Source organism: Aeromonas sp. QDB54, assembly GCF_027707385.1.
GTDB classification, from domain to species: Bacteria; Pseudomonadota; Gammaproteobacteria; order Enterobacterales; family Aeromonadaceae; genus Aeromonas; species Aeromonas hydrophila.
This window is the reverse complement of sequence record NZ_JAPCIT010000011.1, coordinates 51,879-74,621: the sequence shown is the minus strand read 5'-3', so window position 1 is coordinate 74,621 and position 22,743 is coordinate 51,879. Positions and strand designations below refer to the sequence as shown.

At 62.4% G+C, this 22,743-nt stretch carries 18 protein-coding genes; 8 read left to right on the top strand and 10 right to left on the bottom strand.

Annotated elements, in window-relative coordinates:
* Positions 1-99: 99 nt before the first annotated feature.
* Positions 100-711 carry an HTH-type transcriptional regulator PuuR gene (gene puuR, locus PG881_RS12685; protein WP_076360156.1) on the top strand — a complete coding sequence of 204 codons (612 nt, stop codon included), beginning with the start codon at positions 100-102 and terminating at the stop codon, positions 709-711.
* 51 nt (positions 712-762) lie between these two features.
* On the top strand, positions 763-2,040 hold the full coding sequence (locus PG881_RS12680; RefSeq protein WP_076360154.1) for an NAD(P)/FAD-dependent oxidoreductase: 1,278 nt from the start codon (positions 763-765) through the stop codon (positions 2,038-2,040).
* A gap of 76 nt (positions 2,041-2,116) precedes the next feature.
* Here PG881_RS12680 and PG881_RS12675 read toward each other — a convergent pair whose 3' ends face one another.
* The gene (locus PG881_RS12675) at positions 2,117-2,617 is read right to left on the bottom strand and encodes an SRPBCC family protein (protein ID WP_011706794.1); all 501 of its coding nucleotides are present in this window, start codon (positions 2,615-2,617) and stop codon (positions 2,117-2,119) included.
* Positions 2,618-2,803: 186 nt separating this feature from the next.
* Between PG881_RS12675 and PG881_RS12670 the strand changes: the two genes are divergently transcribed.
* Positions 2,804-3,226: a GNAT family N-acetyltransferase gene (locus tag PG881_RS12670; protein WP_016351475.1), complete on the top strand. Its 423-nt coding sequence runs from the start codon at positions 2,804-2,806 to the stop codon at positions 3,224-3,226.
* Between the two features lie 415 nt (positions 3,227-3,641).
* Positions 3,642-4,052, top strand: coding sequence for an H-NS family histone-like protein (locus PG881_RS12665; protein ID WP_017410727.1), 411 nt, complete (start codon positions 3,642-3,644; stop codon positions 4,050-4,052).
* Positions 4,053-4,634: 582 nt separating this feature from the next.
* Here the strand turns inward: PG881_RS12665 and PG881_RS12660 are convergent.
* The 9 genes from PG881_RS12660 to nadK form a co-directional block, all read right to left on the bottom strand.
* On the bottom strand, positions 4,635-5,741 hold the full coding sequence (locus PG881_RS12660; RefSeq protein WP_270800377.1) for a 3-deoxy-7-phosphoheptulonate synthase: 1,107 nt from the start codon (positions 5,739-5,741) through the stop codon (positions 4,635-4,637).
* Between the two features lie 261 nt (positions 5,742-6,002).
* On the bottom strand, positions 6,003-6,809 hold the full coding sequence (locus tag PG881_RS12655) for a siderophore-interacting protein (protein WP_024945089.1): 807 nt from the start codon (positions 6,807-6,809) through the stop codon (positions 6,003-6,005).
* 171 nt (positions 6,810-6,980) lie between these two features.
* Complete coding sequence (locus PG881_RS12650; protein ID WP_270800375.1) at positions 6,981-8,354, bottom strand: efflux transporter outer membrane subunit; 1,374 nt, start codon at positions 8,352-8,354, stop codon at positions 6,981-6,983.
* Positions 8,351-10,294 carry a MacB family efflux pump subunit gene (locus PG881_RS12645; RefSeq protein ID WP_270800372.1) on the bottom strand — a complete coding sequence of 648 codons (1,944 nt, stop codon included), beginning with the start codon at positions 10,292-10,294 and terminating at the stop codon, positions 8,351-8,353. Before PG881_RS12645 ends, PG881_RS12650 begins: the two co-directional genes overlap by 4 nt.
* Positions 10,291-11,454, bottom strand: coding sequence for a macrolide transporter subunit MacA (gene macA / locus PG881_RS12640; RefSeq protein ID WP_029304088.1), 1,164 nt, complete (start codon positions 11,452-11,454; stop codon positions 10,291-10,293). Before macA ends, PG881_RS12645 begins: the two co-directional genes overlap by 4 nt.
* Positions 11,455-11,669: 215 nt before the next feature.
* Positions 11,670-12,110, bottom strand: coding sequence for a universal stress protein (locus PG881_RS12635; RefSeq protein WP_011706786.1), 441 nt, complete (start codon positions 12,108-12,110; stop codon positions 11,670-11,672).
* A 360-nt stretch (positions 12,111-12,470) separates the two neighbouring features.
* Positions 12,471-13,364 (bottom strand): DHHA2 domain-containing protein, encoded by an 894-nt coding sequence (locus PG881_RS12630; RefSeq protein WP_266140915.1) that lies wholly within the window; start codon positions 13,362-13,364, stop codon positions 12,471-12,473.
* A gap of 554 nt (positions 13,365-13,918) precedes the next feature.
* Positions 13,919-15,583 (bottom strand): DNA repair protein RecN, encoded by a 1,665-nt coding sequence (recN, locus tag PG881_RS12625; RefSeq protein ID WP_011706784.1) that lies wholly within the window; start codon positions 15,581-15,583, stop codon positions 13,919-13,921.
* Positions 15,584-15,694: 111 nt separating this feature from the next.
* A complete protein-coding gene (gene nadK, locus PG881_RS12620) occupies positions 15,695-16,579 on the bottom strand; it encodes an NAD(+) kinase (protein WP_005303013.1) in 885 nt (294 codons plus the stop codon).
* Between the two features lie 269 nt (positions 16,580-16,848).
* Between nadK and grpE the strand changes: the two genes are divergently transcribed.
* From grpE to PG881_RS12600, 4 genes are all read left to right on the top strand, one after another.
* Positions 16,849-17,424 (top strand): nucleotide exchange factor GrpE, encoded by a 576-nt coding sequence (gene grpE / locus PG881_RS12615; protein WP_011706782.1) that lies wholly within the window; start codon positions 16,849-16,851, stop codon positions 17,422-17,424.
* A gap of 303 nt (positions 17,425-17,727) precedes the next feature.
* Entirely contained in the window at positions 17,728-19,656 is a 1,929-nt protein-coding gene (gene dnaK, locus PG881_RS12610) for a molecular chaperone DnaK (protein WP_011706781.1), read from the top strand.
* Between the two features lie 113 nt (positions 19,657-19,769).
* The gene (gene dnaJ / locus PG881_RS12605; protein ID WP_011706780.1) at positions 19,770-20,912 is read left to right on the top strand and encodes a molecular chaperone DnaJ; all 1,143 of its coding nucleotides are present in this window, start codon (positions 19,770-19,772) and stop codon (positions 20,910-20,912) included.
* 263 nt (positions 20,913-21,175) lie between these two features.
* The gene (locus tag PG881_RS12600; protein ID WP_270800366.1) at positions 21,176-22,666 is read left to right on the top strand and encodes a carbohydrate porin; all 1,491 of its coding nucleotides are present in this window, start codon (positions 21,176-21,178) and stop codon (positions 22,664-22,666) included.
* Positions 22,667-22,743: the final 77 nt, after the last annotated feature.

Sequence of the window (22,743 nt, the reverse complement as noted above, 5' to 3'; positions counted from 1 at the left end):
CATGTGCTGTGCAGGATAACAAACAGGCCGGTCAGGTTGACTCGCTATTTTAACCGGGTGCCCAGCTGGCACCTTACAGGCACACAGGGAGGTGGCCGAATGCAGCAATCACAGGGCGAGACGCGCTGGCAGTCCATGACCGACAACCCCATGACGGGCAAAGGGGTGGCGCAGAGCATGGGTGAGCGTCTGGCGGCGACCCGCCGCCGGCTCGGGCTCTCCCAGCGGCGGGTCGCCGAGCTGAGCGGGCTGACCCATGGCGCCATCTGCATGATAGAGCAGGACAAGGTGAGCCCCTCGGTGGCCTCTTTGCAAAAGCTGCTCAGTGTCTATGAACTGCCGCTGTCGCGTTTTTTCGCGGAAGAGGAGGGCGGTACGCCGAGCGTGGTGATCAAGGCCGAGCAGCTGATCGAGCTGGGCAGCCAGGGGGTCTCCATGAAGCTGGTACACAACGGCAACAACCGCCGCCAGCTCGGTTTCATGCTGGAGACCTACGCCCCCGGTACTGACACCGGCGGCCAGGTCACCCATCTGGGGGAGGAAGTGGGCACCGTGCTGGAGGGATCTGTGATCCTGACGGTGGCGGGCCAGGCCTATCCGCTCAGCGCCGGGGACAGCTACGTGATCGACACGGGCGAGCCCCACAGTTTCAGCAATCCGTCGGGGCAGGTGTGTCGCATCGTCAGCGCTCACACCCCGGCCAACTTCTAGTGCCGAGACATCGTCTCGTTTGGGAAAAGAACCGGTAAGGAAACAGGGATCATGACCGAACATGTAAACAGTTACTACGCAGCCAGTGCCAATAAACACGCGCCCTATCCGACGTTGACGGAACAGCTGGAGTGCGACGTCTGCGTCATCGGGGCGGGGTATACCGGCCTCTCCAGCGCGCTGCACCTGGTGGAAAAGGGCTATTCGGTGGTGGTGCTGGAGGCGGCCCGGGTGGGTTTTGGCGCCAGCGGTCGCAACGGCGGCCAGATCGTCAACTCCTACAGCCGCGACATCGACACCATAGAAGCGAACTGCCCGCCGGATCAGGCCAGGCTGCTCGGTTCCATGCTGTTTGAGGGGGGCCAGATCATCCGTGAGCGGATCAAACGCTACAACATCCAGTGTGATCTGCAGGAGGGCGGGGTGTTCGCCGCCGAGACCGAGAAGCAGCTGCACGAGCTCAAGGCGCAGAAGGCGCGCTGGGAGAAGTGGGGCAACGACAAGCTGGAGCTGCTCGATGCCGACGGCGTGCGCGAGGTGGTGGCGAGCGATCGCTACGTCGGCGCCCTGCTCGACAAGAGCGGCGGCCACATCCACCCCCTCAACCTGGCGTTGGGGGAGGCGGAGGCTATCCGCTTGCAGGGTGGCAAGATCTTTGAGCAGTCCGCCGTCACCAGCATCACCCCGGGCACGCCTGCGCTGGTCAAGACCGCCAAGGGGGCGGTAAAGGCGCGCTTCGTGGTGGTGGCCGGCAACGCCTACCTCGGCAATCTGGTGCCCGAGCTCGCCGGCAAGAGCATGCCCTGCGGCACCCAGGTGATCGCCACCGAGGTGCTGGGAGAGGAGCGGGCCCGCTCGCTGCTGCCGCAAAACTACTGCCTGGAAGATTGCAACTATCTGCTCGACTACTACCGTACCTCCGGTGATCACCGGCTGATCTATGGCGGTGGCGTGGTTTATGGGGCGCGAGATCCGGCGGACATCGAGCGGCTGATCATCCCCAAGATGCTGAAAACCTTCCCCCAGTTGGCGGACGTCAAGGTGGAGTACACCTGGACCGGCAACTTCCTGCTCACCCTGTCGCGCCTGCCGCAGTTTGGTCGCATCGGCCCCAACATCTACTACATGCAGGGTTATAGCGGCCACGGTGTTACCTGCACCCATCTGGCGGGCAAGCTGCTCTCCGAGGTGCTGAGCGGTCAGGCGGAGCGCTTCGATGCCTTCGCCAAACTGCCGCACTATCCCTTCCCCGGTGGCCGCCTGTTCCGGATCCCCTTCACCGCCGCCGGCGCCGCTTGGTATACCTTGCGCGACCGGCTGGGGGTATAAGTCAGCGTGCGCCGAGTCTGATCTCCATGAAAAAAGAAACACCGCCAGCTGGCGGTGTTCTTCTTTATATGGGCTCTTATTGAGCCAGGGATTTCAGTTGCTGCTTGTCCGGCGGGTTGTTCCAGTCGATGGGGCCGTGGGTGAAGCGGTATTGCAGGCGGGGCAGGCTGGTTTCCAGCCACTCTTCGCGAAAATAGGCGTAGCCCTGATCCCAGTCCGGGTCGTTGGCCCAGCCGGTTTGCAGGAAGTAGAGCCGGGTGCCCTGGCCTTCCGGCACGAACCGCAGGCTGACCTGAGTCTTCTGCAGGCGGATGTGGGGCAGGGAGGGCGGGAAATTCCAGCTGAAGCTGAGCAGGTCGTGGGGCATGACGGCCATCACCCGGCAACCTTCGCTGCCACGTTCACCCAGCGGGGCATCGGGTCTGAAATAGATTTCGAAGGGACCATTCGGTTCGGGCACCATCAGGCACTCCGGCGCCAGAAAACTGCGCAGGCCACTCTCGGTTGTCCAGGCGCGCCAGACATCGTCGATATGGGCCGGAACAAAGATGTTGCCTTCTATCTGCTTGTTATCCATAAATCAGCGAGCCTCAAACCATCCATACATGGGACTCAGGCAGTATAGTCCCATGGTTCATGAAATGGACAGAGGTGTGTCACACCCCTGCCATCGCCGGGAGACTATTATGCCCGTGCGATTTGACATGGTGCCTGTGTTCCATTGAGAGTGGGGTCAGGCAGTCACAATGACAAGGACGCTTTGATGATCAGAGTCATGCAAGAGACGGATATTCCCCAGTTGGCGCAGCTGTTTCTCAAAGGGCGGCGGCAGACGTTTCACTGGGTCGATCCCGCGCATTTTCGGCTGGAAGATTTTGACGAGCAGACCCGGGGTGAGCAGATCTGGGTAGCCGAGCAGGGGGGAGCGCCTTGCGGGTTTGTCTCCATCTGGGGAGATGAAAGCTTCGTTCATCACCTGTATGTCTCGGCCGACTGGCATGGGCAGGGGATGGGGCGGGCCCTGCTGAGTCACGGGTTGGCCTCTTTTCAAAAGCCCGCCTCGCTCAAGGTGGCGACCCACAACACGGCGGCGCTGGCCTTTTATCATCGACTGGGGTGGCAGAATACGGCAGAAACCGGCCACTGCGAGATCACCGGCCCCTGGCGGCGGTTGATCCTGGAATAGGGCGCCAGCGCCCTGCGAATGATCAGATCATGGTTGCAGAGCTGCATTGCCGGCAGTAACGAGCGGATGCTGCCGGTAATATATAGTGTCAATCGTCTACCTTGAGTCTCATGTGGGTGACTCAGGTTTTAACAGCCGTGGCCAATTGTAAAATAGCGGTCGCAACTGTGATGGAAAATATAACGGGGCACATCTGCGCTATTTGCCATACCCGGTATAGGGAATTGCATGGCAAAAGATGAGCTGGTGTGACGTAATGGGGAATGGCTGAATAAAGTCAGCGGTATATTCAGCCGCACTTTTTTGTTAAGAAAGTGACAGTGGCTATAAAATCATTATGTTGTCATCAAACAGCCGTGCTATTCTCAAGCTGTGTTATCCCTGTGACAAACAAAAATAATTCTGTGAGGAAGTAATGAACGAGTTTCTGAAAGTTCTGCTGAACATTCGCAGCCTGCGCGCTGCCATCCGTGAATTGCCGTTTGAACAGCTGCAAGAAGCAAAAGAAAAGTTCGAGCTGGTATATAACGAGCGTGCCGAGTCTGTTGAACAAGAGCGTGCCGAACAGGAAGAGCGTCAGCGCAAGCTGAGCGAGTTCACTGAAATGCTGCAGCAGGCCGGTATCGACCCCCGTGAGCTGCTGAACAGCGCCGCCGCCCCGGCTGCCGCTGCTGGTGCGACCAAGAGCAAGCGCGCCCCGCGTCCTGCCAAGTACAAGTACCAGGAAGATGGCCAGGAGAAAACCTGGACCGGTCAGGGCCGCATGCCGAAAGCCATTGCCGAACAAGTGGCACTGGGCAAGGATCTGAATGATTTCCTGATCTGATCCACGGGATCAGTCATGAATGATGCCGCCCATGAGGCGGCATTATTATTTGTGCTCACCAAAAATATCTTCTGTCAATTCCCCAACTCCCCTGATACGACCTTGTTGTGTCGCATTCAGACCGGCACTCTGCACGTCAATTGGTCGCCCCATGATGGAATGATTAATTGGATATGGTCGTACCGATGGCTTCCTGTGCACGCTTTTGTTGTCATCGTGATCATCGGAATGTCAGCCATATCTGGACTCATATAGCCCGTCAGGTATTAGCTGGCTGACGATGTGGCAATGGGAAACGCATTAAGCCAGTCGCAAGGCGTGTCTCTTTTTTGCTCCATAACCTGCCGGATTTTACCGCGTGGTTATCCGCCCTGACCGGGGGAGACTGCTGGTTTGCGGCCTGCAGTGGGTAATACCTGAGCCAACTTATTATTAATTCCAGCCGGATCCGAATGTCAGCGTACTTTGCATGGAAAAAGAGTGAGCTGGTCATTTAATCGGTAGACCCGAGCAATCGACAGGGTGGGAATATCGGCAAAATAATAAGGCTCCCGTTGCGGAAGCCTTATTGCTGATGGTAGCTCAACTGGCCAGCTGGGCATGCCAGCGGGCGATGTCCGGTTGTGCCCGACCAGGGTGCTGGCGCCGTGTCTCGACGGCCTCTGCCAGCATGGCGAGCAGGGCCTGGGTATCGTCCCAGCACAGGCAAGCATCGGTGACCGACTGGCCATACACCAGCTCGGCCAGCGGCGCCGGTTTCTGGCTGCCTCCCTGCAGGAAGCTCTCGACCATGACGGCGGCGATGGCGTCGCTGCCTTCCCCCAGCTGGCGGCAGAGCTCTCCTGCCACCCGGATCTGGTTCTTGTGCAACTTCTGGCTGTTGCCGTGGCTGCAATCCACCATCAACCGGGGCGTGAGCCCCTGCCGTGCCAGTCGCTCGGCCGCCTCTTCCACGTCGCTCTGGTGATAATTGGGGCGGGTGCCGCCGCGCAAGATGATGTGGCCGGCCGGGTTGCCCTCACTCTTGATCACCACCATGCCGCCCTGGCTGCCGGGAGCGGTAAACAGGTGGGAGGCTTCACTGGCTTGAATGGCATCGATGGCCACCCGGATGTTGCCATCGGTACCGTTCTTGAAACCGATGGGGCAGGGCAAGGCCGAGGCCAGCTGCCGGTGCACCTGTGACTCCGTGGTCCGGGCACCGATCGCCCCCCAGCTGATGAGATCGGCCAGGTAGAGGAAGCAGGTGGTATCGAGAAACTCGGTGGCGGTGGCCAGCCCCAGCTGGTTGATGTCGAGCAGCAGCTGTCGTGCCAGCAGCAGGCCATGGCCTATGTCGTTGCTGCCATCCAGATGGGGATCGAACACCAACCCCTTCCAGCCCACCGTGGTGCGGGGCTTCTCGAAATAGGTGCGCATCACTATCTGCAGCCGATCCCGATAGTCGTGGGCCAGCACTGCCAGCCGCCGGGCGTAATCGAGGGCGGCGAGGGGATCGTGAATGGAGCAGGGACCGATGACCACCAGCAGGCGATCGTCTTCCCCGCTCAGGATCTGGCGAACCTGCTGACGGTGCTGATCGATCCCGGTTGCCAGATCGGCGGGACAGGGGTGAAGTGCCAACAGGTCGGCAGGAGTGGGGAGAGCCTCCACCGCGAAGGCGCGCATTACCGAGTTCAAGACTGCCATCTGGATTACCTTGCTGTGCAAATGGAGTGAATGACGTGCACTCCACACCGGGACCCGGACGAGGGAGCTGCAATGGGGCGTCATCACCTGTTATTGTTGAGAGTGATTATCATTATCTTGTTGTCGGCCACAAATGCAAGCACAACCGAGTGGCATACCAGAATGGGGGGGGGAGAACAGGCGGGTGGCATTGCACCAATGGCAATCAAGCCCATGGCCGGTAGACCATGAGCTTGATATTTCAGGACAAAATCAGCTGATTCAGCTGTCCATCACGTCGTGACGCGCATGGTGATAGGCCTCTTCATCCTTGCCGTGGCGCCAGTAGGGCACGGCGTAGACCCGGGTGCGATCCACCTCGAGTGTGCGCCGTACGTGGCGGCGCATGGGGACCACCAATCCCTCTTCCCCGCCGAACCAGAAGTAGCTCTGTTGCTCCTCCAGCGGCAGGGCGGTGAAGTACTCCACCAGCGGCGCCGTCTCTTCGGGGGAACCGACAAACCAGCGCAGGGTTACCCCGGCGGGCAGCGACAGATCCTGCACATCTTCCTGATAGGGCACCAGCAGGGCGATGTGGCCGCGGGCATCGGCGGGCATCACCTCGGCCATGGCGCTGATGGCAGGCAGTGCGGTGAGATCCCCCACCATGTAGTAGTGGCTGGCAGGCTGCAGCATGGGGTCCGGACCACCGGGGCCCGAGATGGCCAGCAGGTCGCCTGGCTTGACCTCGTTGGCAAAGCGGCTGGCGGGGCCGCCATCGCCGTGCAGGGCGAAGTCGATATCCAGCTCCAGCGCCTCGCGGCGAAATGCGCGAATGGTGAAGGTGCGCATGATGGGGCGCTGGCTCGGATCTTCCCAGCGCGGCCCCTGCGGGGTGGGGGTGGGCAGTACGGCATGGGCCTGGCCCGGCTGGGGCAGCATGATCTTGATATGGGCGCCGCCACAGGTGAAGGGGTAGTCAGCGAGCTCCGGGCTGGTCAGGCAGATCCGGCGCAGGTGCGGGCTCACATCCTGAATGTGCTTGACCGTGAGCAGACGGGGACGATTGACCGGGACGGACTGGGACATGGGCATACTCCTGACTGATAATGGCGCCCATTTTTCATTAAATGAAAATTATTATCAATTGGTTTGTGTGCCAGCAGTCAGACCCTGGCCGAGGGGACAAGGCACATAACGGGAGAAATAAGGGAGATGCCTCATGCCCTCGCGTGGTGCGAGGGCATGAGGCAAGGCTGGTCAGCTGCGATCGCTCCCCCCCAGTGCCTTGTAGATCCTGGCCATGGTGTTGAGCTGCTCCTTCTGCTGGCCGAGCAGGGCGAGCTCGGCATCCCACAACCGGTTCTGCTCATCCAGCCAGGGTTGTACCCCGGTGGCGCCAGCCTGGTAGCGGGCTCTGGCCAGCCGCTCCGCCTCCTTGGCAAACGCCAGCTGCTCGGCCAGGTAGTTCAGGCGCTGCTCGCCGTGGTGGCGGGCGGCCAGACCATCTTCCACCTCCACCAGCGCGCTGTAGAGCTGCTTGCGAAACTCCGCTTCGGCTATCTGGTAATCGAGCTGGGAGCCCGCGATGGCGAGCCGGGTCTTGTTGTATTCGAGGAAGGGCAGCGCCAGCGTGGCACCCAGGGTACCCACCGGGTTTTGCAGCACCTGGGTCAGGGTGTCCGAGCTGCTGCTGGCCCCACCGGTCAGGCTCAGGGTGGGGTAGAAACCGGTGCGGATCTCGTCCCCCTTCGCCAGGGTCTTGCGCAGGCGCAGCTCGGCGGCGCGCACGTCGGGGCGCCGCGCCAGCACATCGGCCGGAATGCCGACTGCCAGCGTGGGGATGGGGGCCGTCGGCAGCGCCTTGGGTTCGAACGCCAGCGAGCCGCTGCTGCGACCGAGCAACAGCCGCAGGGCATTGCGGGCCTGCTCCTGCTGCATCAGGAGCGAGCTGAGCTCCGCCTGCTTGCCGGCTTTCTGCTGGCTGGCCTGCACTAGGTCGAGCCGGGTCACGGCGCCGGCCCGGTACTTGGCCTGGGTCAGCTGCTCGGCGCGCTCATAGTTGGCGAGCTGCTGCTGGCCGAGGGTGATGGCCGAGCCGAGATAGGCCAGCTGCCAGTACTGCTCCAGCGCCTTGCCGATCAGCATCAGGCGGGTGGCCGCCAGATCCTGGGCGGAGGCCTCGGCTTCCCAGCTCGCCTGATCCCGCACCGAGGCGAGCCGGCCCCACAGATCCACCTCGTAGTCGAGGGTCAGGGAGGGGCCCATGCTGCCGCTGGCCTTGCCGCTCTTCAGATCCTTGGTGCCATTGCCGCTGATGCCGGCATTGACCGAGGGGGTCAGGTTGGTGTCGGCCAGATCGGCGCCGAGCAGGGCACTGCGCAGGCGCAGGCCGGCTACCTGCATGTCCGGGTTGGCGGCCAGCACGGCCTCGATCAGCCGATCCAGCTCGGGGTCGTGGAAGCCTTGCCACCAGAGGCCGGCCTGCTGCCGGGTGAGGCCGTCGTCCGGCTGTTGCCAGTGATCGGCCAGCGCCAGCTCTTGCCGCTGATAGCTGCTCTGCTGGCTGCAGGCACTGAGACCGAGCGCCAGGGTGAGGCAGAGCCCCAGTTTGGATAAGTGGTACATCGTCATTCCCTCGCCAGCGCCTCGACCGGATCGAGCCGGGCGGCATTGCGGGCGGGCAGATAGCCAAACAGGATCCCGATGAGCGAGGAACAGCCAAACGCCATCAGGATGGAAAAGAGCGAAAAATGCATCTGGATGCTCTCCACGAACAGGGAGAAGAGCAGGCCGATGAAGAGGGAGACGCCGACACCGAGCATGCCGCCCAGCAGGCTCACCATCACCGCCTCGATCAGAAACTGCTGCAGTATGTCCGACTGGCGGGCGCCGACCGCGATGCGAATGCCAATCTCGCGGGTACGCTCCACCACCGACACCAGCATGATGTTCATCACCCCGACGCCGCCGACGATGAGGGAGATCACCGCGATGGCGGAGACCAGCAGCGTCATGGTGGCGGTGGTCTTCTCCACCGACTTGATGATGCTGTCGCTGCTGAAGGTGAAGAAGTCCTTCACCCCATGGCGCTGGGTCAGCAGCTCGATGGCGGCCTGTTCGGCCAGCGCCGGTTGCACCCCGTCCTTGACCCGGATGGTGAGCTGGCTGAAGTGGTTCTGGGAGATGAGACGGCTCATCACGGCGCTGTAGGGCAGCCAGACGTTCACCGACTGGCTGCTGCGGCCAAATCCGGTCTCCTCTTCCACCACGCCGATGATGCGCACCGGCAGGGTGCCGACCAGCACCACCTGACCGACGGGATCCTGCTTGCCGAGCAGGCTCTCGATGGTCTTGCCGTCCACCACCGCCACCGCCGCCCGGTTCTGGATGTCACGCTCGTCGAACAACCGGCCGTTGGTGAGCTTCATCCCCTTGACCCGGAAGAAGTCGTTGCCGACCCCCACTATGCTGCCGCTGCTGGTCTTGTTGCGATAACGCAGCTGGCCGGGGGCGGCTATCTGGGGACTGGCCCCTTCCAGATAGGGCTGACCGAGCAGGGCATCGAGATCCCGCTTGTTGAGGGTCTGGATGCTGGCCGCCTTCTCGTCTCCCCAATCCTTGCCGGGGAAGATGTCGATGGTGTTGGTGCCCATGGCGTTGATCTGATCGATCACCTTGGCGCGCGCCCCCTGACCGAGCGCTACCACGCTCACCACGGCGGCGATGCCGATGATGATGCCAAGCATGGTGAGGAAGGTGCGCATGCGGTGGGCCAGCATGGCGTGCAGCGCCATGCGCGCCGCTTCCCGGTAGCGATCCCAGTCGTGGCCAGCTCCTTCCTTGCCGGCAGGGGCGGCGGTCGGGGTCACGGGGACGGCCGCCGGCTTGCGACCGTTGTCCTCCTGCACCCGGCCATCTTTCAGGGTGATGATCCGGTCGGCGTGGCTGGCCACCTCCATGTCGTGGGTCACCAGAATGATGGTGTGGCCCTGGGCGTGGAGCTCCTTGAGAATGGCCATCACCTCCTTGCCGCTCTGGCTGTCGAGGGCCCCGGTCGGTTCGTCCGCCAGGATCACCTCGCCGCCATTGGCCAGCGCCCGGGCGATACTGACCCGCTGCTGCTGGCCGCCGGAGAGCTGGCTCGGGGTATGATGGCTGCGCTCGCTGAGCCCCAGCCGGGTGAGCAGCGCCTGTGAGCGGGCCTGGCGCTCGGCCCGTGGCGTACCGGCGTAGACGGCCGGGATCTCCACGTTGGCGGCGGCATTGAGGTGCGGCAGCAGGTGGTAGCGCTGAAAGATGAAGCCGAAGTGGTGGCAGCGCAGCCGGGCGAGGGAGAGGGCATCCAGGGTCGCGGTATCCTGGCCACGGAACAGGTACTGGCCACTGCTCGGCCGATCGAGGCAGCCCAGCAGGTTCATCAGGGTCGACTTGCCGGAGCCGGAGGCACCGACGATGGCGATCATTTCCCCCGCCTCGATGGTGAGGTCGAGCGGATGGAGCACGGTCACTTCCTGCTCCCCGCTCTGGTAGCGGCGCTCGATCCCCTTGAGCTGGATCAGCGGCTCGCTCACAGCATGATCTCCACGTCATTGTTGCTGGCTGGCTTGCCCTGGCCCAGGGTGACCTTCTCCTGTTCGCTCAGGCCGCTAACCACTTCGATCTTGATGTCGTCCTTCATGCCGGTCTTGATGCGGCGGGTCTCCTTCTGATCGTCCTCCTTGAGCAGGGTGACCTCGTACTCGTTTTCCCCGAGCTTCTTGCCAAGGGCGGTCTGCGGAATCGTCAGCACCTGCTTGCGCTCGCCGAGCACTATGGTGACCTGGGTGGTCATGGCGACCCGCAGGGTGTGATCCGGGTTTGGCACGTCGAACAGGGCGTAGTAGTAGACGGCGGCGTTGCTGGTGGCCGTGGTGCTGGTGGCCTGTTCGTTGATGTTGGTGGGGGCCAGCTCGACGGTGCGCAGGGTGCCGTGGTAGCGGGTATCCGGGTCTCCCATCAGGGTGAAGTAGACCGGCATGCCGGCCTTGACCCGGGTGACGTCCGCTTCCGAGATCTGCGCCTTGACCGTCATGGTCTCCAGATTGGCGAGCTTGAGCAGGGTCGGCACCGTCTGGCTGGCGGCCAGAGTCTGGCCCTGACGGGTCACAATGCTGACGACGGTGCCATCCATGGGGGCCTGAATGCGGTTGTAGCCGAGCTCGGTCTTGGTTCTCTCCACCTTGATCTGGGCATTCTCGACCTCGGCCTGGGCGCTTTGCAGCTCGGCCCTGGTCACGGCCAGGAGGGCTTCGGCGCTCTCCAGATCGGCGCGCGAGCTTGCCTCCTGCCTGAACATCTGCTGCTGACGGCGCCAGCTCAGCTCGTTCTGCTTGAGCTGGGCCTGCTTGATCTTGAGCTGGGCGCGGCGGCTGGCGAGATCCGCCTCGGCGGTCTTGAGGTTGTTCTGGGCGATCAGCGGGTCGATCTCGGCCAGCAAATCCCCCTGCTTGACCTTCTGGCCCGCTTCCACCGCGAGATAGGTGACCTGGCCGGAGACCTGGGCACCGACGTCCACCTGCTCGATGGCCTGCAGTACCCCGCTGGCCAGCACGGTCTGCTCCACATCCTGACGGGTCACCTGGGCGGTCAGCACCGGCTCGGGCGTCTTGCTCGGCCAGATCAGCCAGCCGATGGCGAGCAAGAGGACGAGGGCGAGCAGGGCAATTTTTCTCTGCTGGGGAGTTATGTTCATGTTTCACCTGAAAGAAGCGAACGAAGGCGTGCAAGGGCAATATCCTGCAGCAAACGAGGCTTAAAAAACAGCGATGAATATGTAAGGAAACATGTAGATAGCCTTGTCATTAGGCCGGGGCTATGAGGAGGACAAGCAGGGGATGGCGGGGTAAAAAGGACCCCGAAAGGGAGCTGGCAACAGGGTGCCCACCTCGCGGGTGGGCACCCCGGTCATCAACCGACGGCTTTGAGCTGCTCGCTGTAGGGCTCGTGGCAGATCTGGATGTCGATCGGCAGCTTGTAGATGAGCAGGCGGGCCAGGGAGCCTTCCATCCAGTGGTGGCGGCTGCCGACCAGCAGCAGATCGGTCGGGTTGGCGGCCAGCCAGCGTTTCAGGTCGGGCACCACGTCATCGACCACCAGACACTGATAATCCACCGGGTGCTGCAGGGTGGTGATGAGTTCGCTGATGATGGCCTTGGCATCCAGCGTGCCTTGGGCGCTGCGCTCCTCTTCCGACAGCGACAGGCTCTTGCGGCGCATCTTGCTGCTGTGGGTCAGGTGCAACAGGGTCAGCTCGCCCCCCATGGCTTGTGCCAATTGACTCGCTTTGGCCAGCGTCTCCTGCTCGTAATCCTTGCCTTCCAGCAACAGCACAATATTGGTTGAGGTCATAAGCAGTTCTCCCTTGGCATGGCGCGGGTCACCCGGGACAAACGGCCTGTCCCATACCACTGTGTGCCCGCTATGTGTCGCATAGCACGAACCTGGCTCTCTGTGCGGCAGGCGTCACCTCGTGTCGGTGATGCATCGCCAGGCCATGTTCGTTTACATCATCATAACAGACTGAGTTGAATGGAAAATGAAGGAAAACCGGGTTTTGGCGGGAAAATGGGATACGAGGCGGTGAAAGTGTGAGCAAAGCATGAGTCGTCTGGCCGGGAAGCGCCGTGAATGGGCCGGTGAGGCAGATATTGAGGGGGCTGAAAAGAGGAGTGGGCGGCGAGCCGGCAGAGGCCGGCCCGCCGCCTGGGGTCAGACCTGCTCGCCGGAGAGATAGCGGGTCAGCCAGGGCAGCCCCTCCTTCTTGCGGCTGACGGCACCAACCAGATGCGTTGGCTGCTCGGGCAGAATGCCGTTGCTGGCGAAGTAGAGCTGGCTGCCCCCCTTGGCCAGGTCGGTCAGCATCAACACATAGGCATCCAGCTCGTCCTGCATCAGCCGCGCTTGCATGGCTTGTTCCAGCTCGGCCTGGCGGCTGTGCAGCTGGGCGGGATCCATCACGCAGATCTGGCTGACATAGAGCTGGTAGCCGGCGATCTGGTAGGCCTTCTCATCGGCGGCAAGCAGCTCGGTCATGGGGGCGTCACCGAGCTGGGTGCGCCGTTCCAGCAGGGTCTGGGCAAAAGGCTCCAGCGCCAGATCGGCCAGCGGCAGCAGGGCATGGACGGCGGCGCGGTCGCGGGCCGTGGTGGTGGGTGAGGTGAGGCTGAAGGTATCGCTGATGATGGCCCCCAGCAGCAGGCGAGCCTGGGCGCGGGAGAGGGTGTCATAGCCCATCAGCTCCAGCAGCACGGTGGCGCTGCACCCGACGGCCCGGATCCAGGCATCGAGCGGGCCCCGGGTGATGAGGGTACCGATGCGATGGTGATCGATGAGGCCCTGCACGTCCGCCTCGGCCAGCCCTTCTGGGCCCTGCTCCAGCTCGCTGAAATCCACCAGGAACACCTCCTTGTTGGCCACGCTGCCCTGCAGCAGAGGCGGGGCAGCAACGCCGGCGGTTTCCAGAATGAATCGGGTTTCCGCAATGGGCTCACCGAGGGCGTAGGCCTGAGCCGGCCGACCCTGACGATTGAGCCAGTCGGCGGCAACCAGAGCGGTACAGATACTGTCGCTGTCGGGATTCTTGTGACCAAACACGTGGAGCATGGTGCCATTCCTGCGGTTGATGACGTACCTGAGGCAAGATCAGGTATGCGGGGCAAATGGGAAAACAGGGGCTGACCCCCGCTCTGGTTTCACTCTATGCGCCGTCCCTGCTGATGGCAACCGGCGCAGGCCGCCCTACGGCGGGCGAAACCCTGTGGTCAAAGGGGCGCACACTTCTGCTGCTGAATCGTCTTGGGGCAGGGCAGGGAGGCAAGCCCGGACAGGGAGACAAGCGGGAGGAGATGGCTGTGTGGCAAGCGCTGGCGGGCTCGCCCATGGCCGCAAGGTTCACGTTGCAAGAGGTGGATAGAGGGATGGGCAAGCAAAGAGATGAGACTGTGGCTCGGGTTGGTTAGCGACAAGGATGCTCCAACCCGGTCAGGCAGCCGTGACCATGCAAAGCGCCAGGGAGTGCTCTCTCCAGGATGCGGCAACGGCGGCATGGTGATGATGCACCAGTTGCTAAGCCACAAACCGCTGTCACCAGCTGGCGGGGTGACGCGGGGTCCCTGTTCCTCACCGTGGGCCCCGCGTGCAGATGGCTGACCTGTATCTCAGCAGGCCAGCAATTCGCGGGCGTTGGCCAGGGTATTGTCGGTGATCTGGTCTCCCCCCAGCAGGCGGGCCAGCTCGTTGAGACGGGCCCCTTGATCCAGCGCCTGCATCTGGGTTTCCGTGGTCTTGCCGTCGGTGTGCTTGCTGACCACCATGTGCTGATGGCCCTTACCCGCCACCTGTGGCAGGTGGGTGACCACCATCACCTGGGTGGATTCACCCAGCTGGCGCAAGAGGCGCCCCACCACGGCGGCAGTCGGGCCGCTGATCCCCACATCCACCTCGTCGAAAATCAGGGTCGGGGTCGAGACCTTGCGGGCGCTGATGACCACGATGGCCAGGCTGATGCGCGACAATTCACCGCCGGAGGCCACCTTGCCGAGCGGCTGGATGGGCTGGCCCGGGTTGGTGGTGACCATGAACTCCACCCGATCGATGCCAAGGGGCGAGAGGCTGCTCTGGGCATCGGGGCGTACCTCGATGGCGAAGCGGCCATCCGGCATCGCCAGCTCGTGCATGCTGGCACTCACCTTGGCGCCGAGCTCCTCGGCGTAGCGCTGGCGACTCTGGCTCAGGGCCTCGGCGGCTTGTACGAAGGCCAGGCGGGCCTCGGCCAGCTCGTCTTCCATCCCCTCCAGGCGCTCCTCGTCGGAGTTGAGGCGCGCCAGATCGGCGGCCAGCTCCTGGTGGTGCAGGGCCAGCTCGGCCGGTTTGACGTGGTGCTTGCGGGCGAGATTGATGGCCTTGGAGAGGCGGGCTTCCAGCTCGTTGAAACGCTCGGGGTCCAGCTCCAGCCGGTCCAGATAATTGCGCAGCTCGCTGTGGCTCTCCTGCACACCGATCAGCGCTTCGTTGAGCATGCCGAGCACGTCGCCAAGCCGGCTATCCATGGCGACCAGGCTCTCGGCCCGATCGACGACGGTCTGCAGCAGGCCGGCGATGGTGGTCTCCTCGTTGTCATAGAGCAGGTCGAGACAGGCGCCGCACTCCTGCATCAGCTCGGTGCCGTTGGCCAGGCGCTGGTGCTCCTCTTCGATCTCTTCAAACTCCCCCGGCTGCAGGGCGAATTCGTCCAGCTCCTGCACCTGATATTCGATGAGCTGACGACGGGCCTCCCGCTGCTGCTGCTCGGCCTTGAGTCGGTTGAGTTCGTTCTGCAACTGGCGCCACTGCTGGTAGTGGCGACGCACCTCATCGAGCAGCAGATGGTGGCCGGCGTAGCCATCGAGCAGGGCGAGCTGGTAGTCGGGTTTGAGCAACATCTGGTGGGCATGCTGGCCATGGACGTTGACCAGCAGCTGGCCCAGGTTCTTGAGCTGGGTGAGGGGGACGGGCACGCCGTTGATGTAGCTGCGCGAGCGTCCCTCGGCGGAGATGACCCGCCGCACGATACACTCCCCTTCGTTTTCCAGCTCGTTGGTGGCTAGCCAGGCGCGGGCGGCCGGGTTGCCGTCCAGCAGGAAGCGGGCGCTGACCTCGCTCTTGTCGCTGTCCGGTCGTACCATGCCGGCCTCGGCCCGTTCCCCCAGGCACAGGCCCAGGGCGTCGATGGCGATGGATTTACCGGCCCCGGTCTCACCCGTGATGCAGGTCATGCCCGGTTGCAGATCGAGCTCGAGAAACTTGACGATGGCGAAGTTGTTGACGGTCAGCTGGGTCAGCATGGTCTCATCCTGTATGGGCCAACATTACTGTGTATGCATCCAGTATATACTGGTTTTCCATACAGTAAAGAGTCGACCCGCAACAGGATGCGCAGGAACGTCAAGCGCGCGTCAGAACAGCTTGCTGCCCCAGCCGAGCTTGTTGCGCAGCACGTGGAAGTAGCTGTAGTCGAGCGGATGCACCAGATGCAGCTTGTGGCTGCTCTTCTTGATGAGGATCTCGTCCCCCGGGTGGACTGCCAGGGTCACCTGACCGTCGCAGCTCACCTGCATGGCGTCATCCTGATTGTCCGGTGAGACCAGCAGCCGCACTTCGCTGTCGGCGTCCAGCACGATGGGACGGCTGCTCAGGGTGTGCGGGAACATGGGCACCAGCGTGATGGCATTGAGCTTGGGGGTGAGGATGGCGCCGCCCGCCGACAGGGAGTAGGCGGTGGAGCCGGTGGGGGTGGCCACTATGATGCCGTCCGAGCGCTGGCTGTACATGAAGCTGCCGTCGATGTAGACCTCGAACTCGATCATGTGGGCAATCTTGCCCGGGTGCAGCACCGCCTCGTTGACCGCCAGATTGTTGGACTTGCGCTCGCCGTGGCGATAGACCGCCGCCTCCAGCAGGAAGCGGTGCTCGCTCTTGTAGTGGCCGCACAGCACCTGCTCCAGCGGCAGCAGGTAATCCTGCGGCGAGAGATCGGTGAGAAAACCGAGGTTGCCCCGGTTCACCCCGATCACCGCCACGTCGAAGCGCGACAGCACCCGCGCGGCCCCCAGCATGTTGCCGTCACCGCCGACCACGATGGCGAGATCCGCCTGCTGGCCCAGCTGCACCAGATCCATCACGTTCTCGTCCATGATGCCGAGGGCATGGGCCACCCGGCTCTCCACCAGTACCCGAAAACCGCGGGTGGTCAGGTATTGATGCAGGCCGGTCAGGGTCTGGTTGGCCCCTTCGTGGTGGGGTTTGCCAATCAGGGCGATGGTTTTGAACGGAGAATCCATAGTCTGTCGGGTCTGGGATGAGTATTGGGGGGAGTATACCGCGCTTTGGGGGGGATTTGTCTGCCACCGGCTGGTCCGGCCGCAGCGGATGCCGGGAAAAAGCCCCAAATTGCCCGCCGCTGCACGCTCTTGGCGATAATGGCGCCCTTTTCCCCTTGAAAGCCGGGGATCCATCCCCATAATAGCGCCAACATAGTCGGCCCATTGCCGTCCGGTCGCTCAACCGGGTGGTCGGGCCCTCAATAAGTAACCCCGGAATTGGAGATGTCATGAACCACGAAGAACAAAAGGTTGAAGCGATGGAGCAAGTGGAAGCCCAGCCAGTCGAGCCGACCGATGTAGACAGTGAAGTGACAGCCGAGCAGGCCCGCATTGCCGAGCTTGAGGCACAACTGGATGCCGCCCAGCAAGCCTCCCTCGAGGAGCGCGAGCGTGCCATTCGTGCCGTCGCCGAGATGGAAAACCTGCGTCGCCGTGCGGCCCAGGACGTGGAGAAGGCCCACAAGTTCGCGCTGGAGAAGTTCGCTGCCGAGCTGCTGCCGGTACTGGACAACCTGGAGCGTGCCATCGAGCTGGCCGACAAGGAAAACGAGGCGCTCAAGCCGATGATCGAAGGGGTCGAGCTGACCCTGAAATCCATGCAGAGCTCGGTCGGCAAGTTCGGCCTCAATCCGCTGGATCCGCTCAATCAGCCGTTCGACCCCAATGCCCATCAGGCGATGAGCATGATCGAAAACGCCGAGCTTGCCCCCAACACCGTCATTGCGGTGATGCAGAAGGGTTACGAGCTCAACGGCCGCGTCATTCGTCCGGCCATGGTGATGGTTTCCAAGGCCCCGGCCTGAGCCCCATCGCTGTGCTGAGCCCGCCGCTCGGCGGGCTTTTTATTGGCAAGTGCCCCGGCCGCGTGGTCGCCGGGGGCACAGATAGCCGGTCTTCATCCTGCCAATGGCAATGAATGAAGGCAGGTTTTTTCAGGGCAGGGCTTGAAGCGGCGGCTTGCGACCCCATATAGGATGCAAGGCCACGGCGGCACAAAAAATTTGATGCCGGGAGCTTGAAAGCCAGATTGGCAGCCCCCACCTAGCCGTTAACGCATTAAGGCGAGCCCCTCGCCAGTTTATTCAAAGTATTTGGAGATTCGTCAAATGGGTAAAATCATCGGTATTGACCTGGGTACTACCAACTCCTGCGTCGCTATTCTGGATGGCGACCATGCTCGCGTGATCGAGAACGCGGAAGGCGACCGTACTACTCCGTCCATCATTGCCTATGCCGATGACGGCGAAATCCTGGTTGGTCAGCCGGCCAAGCGCCAAGCCATCACCAACCCGAAGAACACGCTGTTCGCTATCAAGCGTCTGATCGGCCGTCGTTTCGAAGATGACGAAGTACAGCGCGATCTGGAGATCATGCCGTACGCCATCGCCAAGGCTGACAACGGTGACGCCTGGGTAGAAGTCAAAGGCAAGAAAATGGCACCGCCGCAGATCTCTGCCGAAGTGCTCAAAAAAATGAAGAAGACCGCCGAAGATTATCTGGGCGAGCCGGTGACCGAAGCGGTCATCACAGTGCCGGCCTACTTCAACGATGCCCAGCGTCAGGCTACCAAGGATGCCGGTCGCATCGCCGGTCTGGATGTAAAACGCATCATCAACGAACCGACTGCTGCGGCTTTCGCCTACGGCGTGAACAAGGTCAAGGGCGAGCGCAAGGTTGCCGTGTATGACCTGGGTGGCGGTACTTTCGACATCTCCATCATCGAGATCGACGAAGTGGAAGGCGAGACCACCTTCGAAGTACTGGCGACCAACGGTAACACCCACCTGGGTGGTGAAGACTTCGACAACCGCGTCATCAACTACCTGGTTGAAGAGTTCAAGCGCGAGCAGGGCATCGACCTGCGCAAGGATCAACTGGCCCTGCAACGTCTGAAAGACGCAGCCGAGAAAGCCAAGATCGAGCTCTCTTCCGCCCAGCAGACCGACGTGAACCTGCCGTACATTACTGCAGATGCCACCGGTCCGAAGCACATGAACATCAAGGTGACCCGCGCCAAGCTGGAATCCCTGGTGGAAGACATGGTGAAAGACTCCCTGGAGCCGGTCCGTGTCGCTCTGAAAGACTCCGGTCTGGCCGTTGGCGAGATCGACGACGTCATCCTGGTAGGCGGTCAGACCCGCATGCCGATGGTGCAGAAGGCTGTTGCCGACTTCTTCGGCAAAGAGCCGCGCAAAGACGTCAACCCGGACGAAGCCGTGGCCATGGGTGCTGCCATCCAGGGTGCCGTACTGTCCGGTGACAAGACCGACGTACTGCTGCTGGACGTGACCCCGCTCTCCCTGGGTATCGAGACCATGGGTAGCGTGATGACTGCGTTGATCGAGAAGAACACCACCATTCCGACCAAGAAGTCCCAGGTGTTCTCCACTGCCGAAGACAACCAGTCTGCCGTGACCATTCACGTGCTGCAGGGTGAGCGCAAGCGCGCCAGCGACAACAAGTCTCTGGGCCAGTTCAACCTGGAAGGCATCCGTCCGGCACCGCGTGGTCTGCCGCAGATTGAAGTGACCTTCGACATCGACGCCAACGGCATCCTGCACGTCTCCGCCAAAGACAAGGAGACCAACAAGGAGCAGAAGATCACCATCCAGGCCTCCTCTGGTCTGTCTGATGACGAGATCGAACGCATGGTACGCGAAGCCGAAGCCAACGCGGCCGAGGACAAGAAGTTCGAAGAGCTGGTGCAGACCCGCAACCAGGCTGATGGTCTGGTCCACTCCGTCCGCAAGCAGATCACCGAAGCCGGTGAAGCCCTGCCTGCCGACGACAAGACCAAGATCGAAGCCGCACTGAGCGAGCTGGAAAGCGCCATCAAGGGTGACGACAAGGCTGCCATCGAAGCCAAACAGCAGGCACTGCTGGAAGCGTCCCAGAAGCTGATGGAAATTGCCCAGCAGCAGGCTCAGGCGCAAGGTGCCGCCGGTGCTGATGCCGGTCAGTCCTCTTCTTCCGCCAAGGCTGACGACGACGTGGTCGACGCCGAGTTCGAAGAAGTGAAAGACGACAAGAAGTAAGCCCGACCCAGATGGGCGAAGCAGGCTTCGCCCATCGGCTTAGTCAATGAATTTACGGGCGTTGGGTGACCAACGCCCGTCTGCGTAACTGCTGATATAGCAACAGGATAAGTATGTCGAAGCGCGATTTCTACGAAGTGCTCGGGGTATCCAAGGATGCCGACGAACGCGAGATCAAGAAGGCGTACAAGCGTCTGGCCATGAAGTATCACCCTGACCGCAACCAGGGCGATGCCGGGGCCGAAGAGAAGTTCAAAGAGGTCAAGGAAGCCTACGAGATCCTGACCGATGCCAATCTGCGTGCCCGCTATGACCAGTACGGCCATGCCGGCGTGGATCAGAGCCAGGGTGGCGGTGGCCACGGCGGCTTTGGCGGCGGTGCCGATTTCGGCGACATCTTCGGCGACGTGTTTGGCGATATTTTTGGTGGCAGCCGTGGCGGTGGCCGTCGTGGCCCGGCCCGTGGCTCCGATCTGCGCTACACCATGGAGCTGACGCTGGAAGAGGCGGTACGCGGGGTCTCCAAGGAGATCAAGGTGCCGACCCTGGTCCACTGTGAAGTCTGTAACGGCTCCGGTGCCCATACCGGCAGCTCGGCCCAGACCTGCCCGACCTGCCACGGCTCCGGCCAGGTGCAGATGCGTCAGGGCTTCTTCGCGGTGCAGCAGGCGTGCCCGCACTGCCATGGTCGCGGCAAGATCATCAAGGATCCGTGCCGCAAGTGCCATGGCGAGGGTCGCTACCAGAAGACCAAGACCCTGTCGGTCAAGATCCCGGCTGGCGTCGACACCGGCGATCGCATCCGTCTCTCCGGCGAAGGGGAAGCGGGGGAAGCCGGTGCACCGGCGGGCGATCTGTACGTACAGGTACACGTCAAGGAGCACGAAATCTTCGTGCGTGACGGCAACAACCTCTACTGCGAAGTGCCCATCAGCTTTACCGCGGCAGCCCTGGGTGGCGAGATCGAAGTGCCGACCCTGGATGGCCGGGTCAAGCTCAAGGTCACCCCGGAGACCCAGACCGGCAAGATGTTCCGCATGCGGGGCAAGGGCGTGAAGTCCGTGCGCTCCGGCCAGGTGGGGGATCTGATGTGCAAGGTGGTGGTGGAGACCCCGGTCAAGTTGACCGAGTCCCAGAAAGAGCTGCTGCGCCAGCTGGACGAGTCCTTCAGCGGCGCCGCCGCCAAGACCCACAAGCCGAAATCGGAAGGCTTCTTCGAAGGGGTGAAACGCTTCTTCGACGATCTGACCAGCTGATTTTCGCGACCCAGAGATAAAGAGCCGGCCTTGTGCCGGCTCTTTTTTTGTCCCTGTTTTAGCAAGATCCCCGCTTGTTGAGTGGATCCCGATGAGGGATCTTCCTCACAACTTCCGCCAATTCCTGCTGTACGAATGTTATCCCGCTCACACTGTGGCTGAAACGGTTTAGCTGGCATATTGAGTTAGCTAAATTGGTTTAGCTATGCTCTCGTCGTCGATAACAACAGGCCCGACCGGGCAACAGATGACAGGTGAGGACGATGACGATGTGCAAGAACAAGTTGGCGCTGGCGGTAGCGCTGGGATTGGGGATGAGCAGCCCGCTGTGGGCGGCGGATGGCGGTATCGAGGCCCGTCTGGCGGCGCTGGAGGCGCGGGTGCAGGCAGCCGAGGCGCGAGCCACCGCCGCGGAAGCGCGGGCCGATGAGGCCCAGAGCAAGGCAAACGAAGCCCGCGAAACGGCCGTGGTGGCCAAGGCCCAGAGCGAGAAGGTGGACAAGCAGACCGCCGGGGCCCAGGGCTTCGAGTTCCACGGTTATGCCCGCTCGGGCCTCTTGGTCAACGGCAATGGCAACGGGGGCCGCGGCGGCCCCTACGTCACCCCGGCCGGCTCGGTAGGCGGCGCCGTGGGTCGCCTTGGCAACGAGGATGACACCTACATGGAGGCCAACCTGCTGAAGACCCAGACCTTCGCCGATGGCAGCTGGGCCCGCTACAAGCTGATGCTGGCGGACGGGGTGGAGACCAGCAACGACTGGACCGCCAGCGATTCGAGCCTCAACACCCGTCAGGTCTTTGCCGAGATCGGCAATTTGGCGAGCTTCGACGGCCCCTTCAAGAATGCGGTGCTGTGGGCGGGCAAGCGCTTTGACCGGGACAACTTCGACATCCACTGGCTCGACTCGGACGTGGTGTTCCTGGCCGGCACCGGCGGCGGCGTCTACGACGTGCAGCTGGCCGACAGCTGGAAGGCCAACTTCTCTCTCTACGGGCGTGACTACGGCGACATCAGCGCCAGCGGCCTCTCCGACATCGAGAGCTACATCCTCACCATGAACAACCGCGTTGGCAACTGGCAGTGGATGGTGAACGGCCTCTCCGCCAAGGACAACGAGGCACGCACCAACGATGGCGGCGCGGGCCGCGAAGCGGCGAACAAGGGGGCGCACACTCTGCTGGCCTACCACGCCGACAGCTTCTTTGGCATCAACCCCGGCTTCTCCAAGGCGGCCGTGCTGTATGGCCATGGCCTGGGTGCCGAGCTCAAGGGGCTGGGCTCCGACAGCGAGCTGCTGCCGGACGCCGATGCGGTGCGGGTCGCCGTGTTTGGTGCCACCGACCTTGCCCCGCGCTGGCGTATCGCCCCGGCCCTGCTGGCCGAGCAGAGCAAGGATCGTTACGTGAAGGGGGACGAATACCGCTGGGTGACCCTCAATGGCCGGCTGGCCCAGGTGCTGAGCCAGAACGTCGAGCTGGTCTACGAGGCTACCTGGCAGTACATGGACCTGGATCCCAAGGGCTACAAGGGTCGCCAGGCGGTGAGCGGCGACTTCACCAAGCTCACTTTCGCCCCCACCTTCAAGGCGCAGACCGCCGGTTTCTTCGAGCGGCCCGAGTTGCGGGTGTTCGTCACCTGGATGGACTGGTCTTCCGAGCTCGACCACTACGCCAGCAACGATGCCATGGGCCAGAGCAACTTCACCGCCGGCGGTGAATGGAACTTTGGCGTGCAGATGGAAACCTGGTTCTAGTTCGTTATCCCGATCACAAAAATGGCAGCTGGTGCCGGGATCTATTGGTTGGCTAAAACGGTTTAGCTGATAATGCC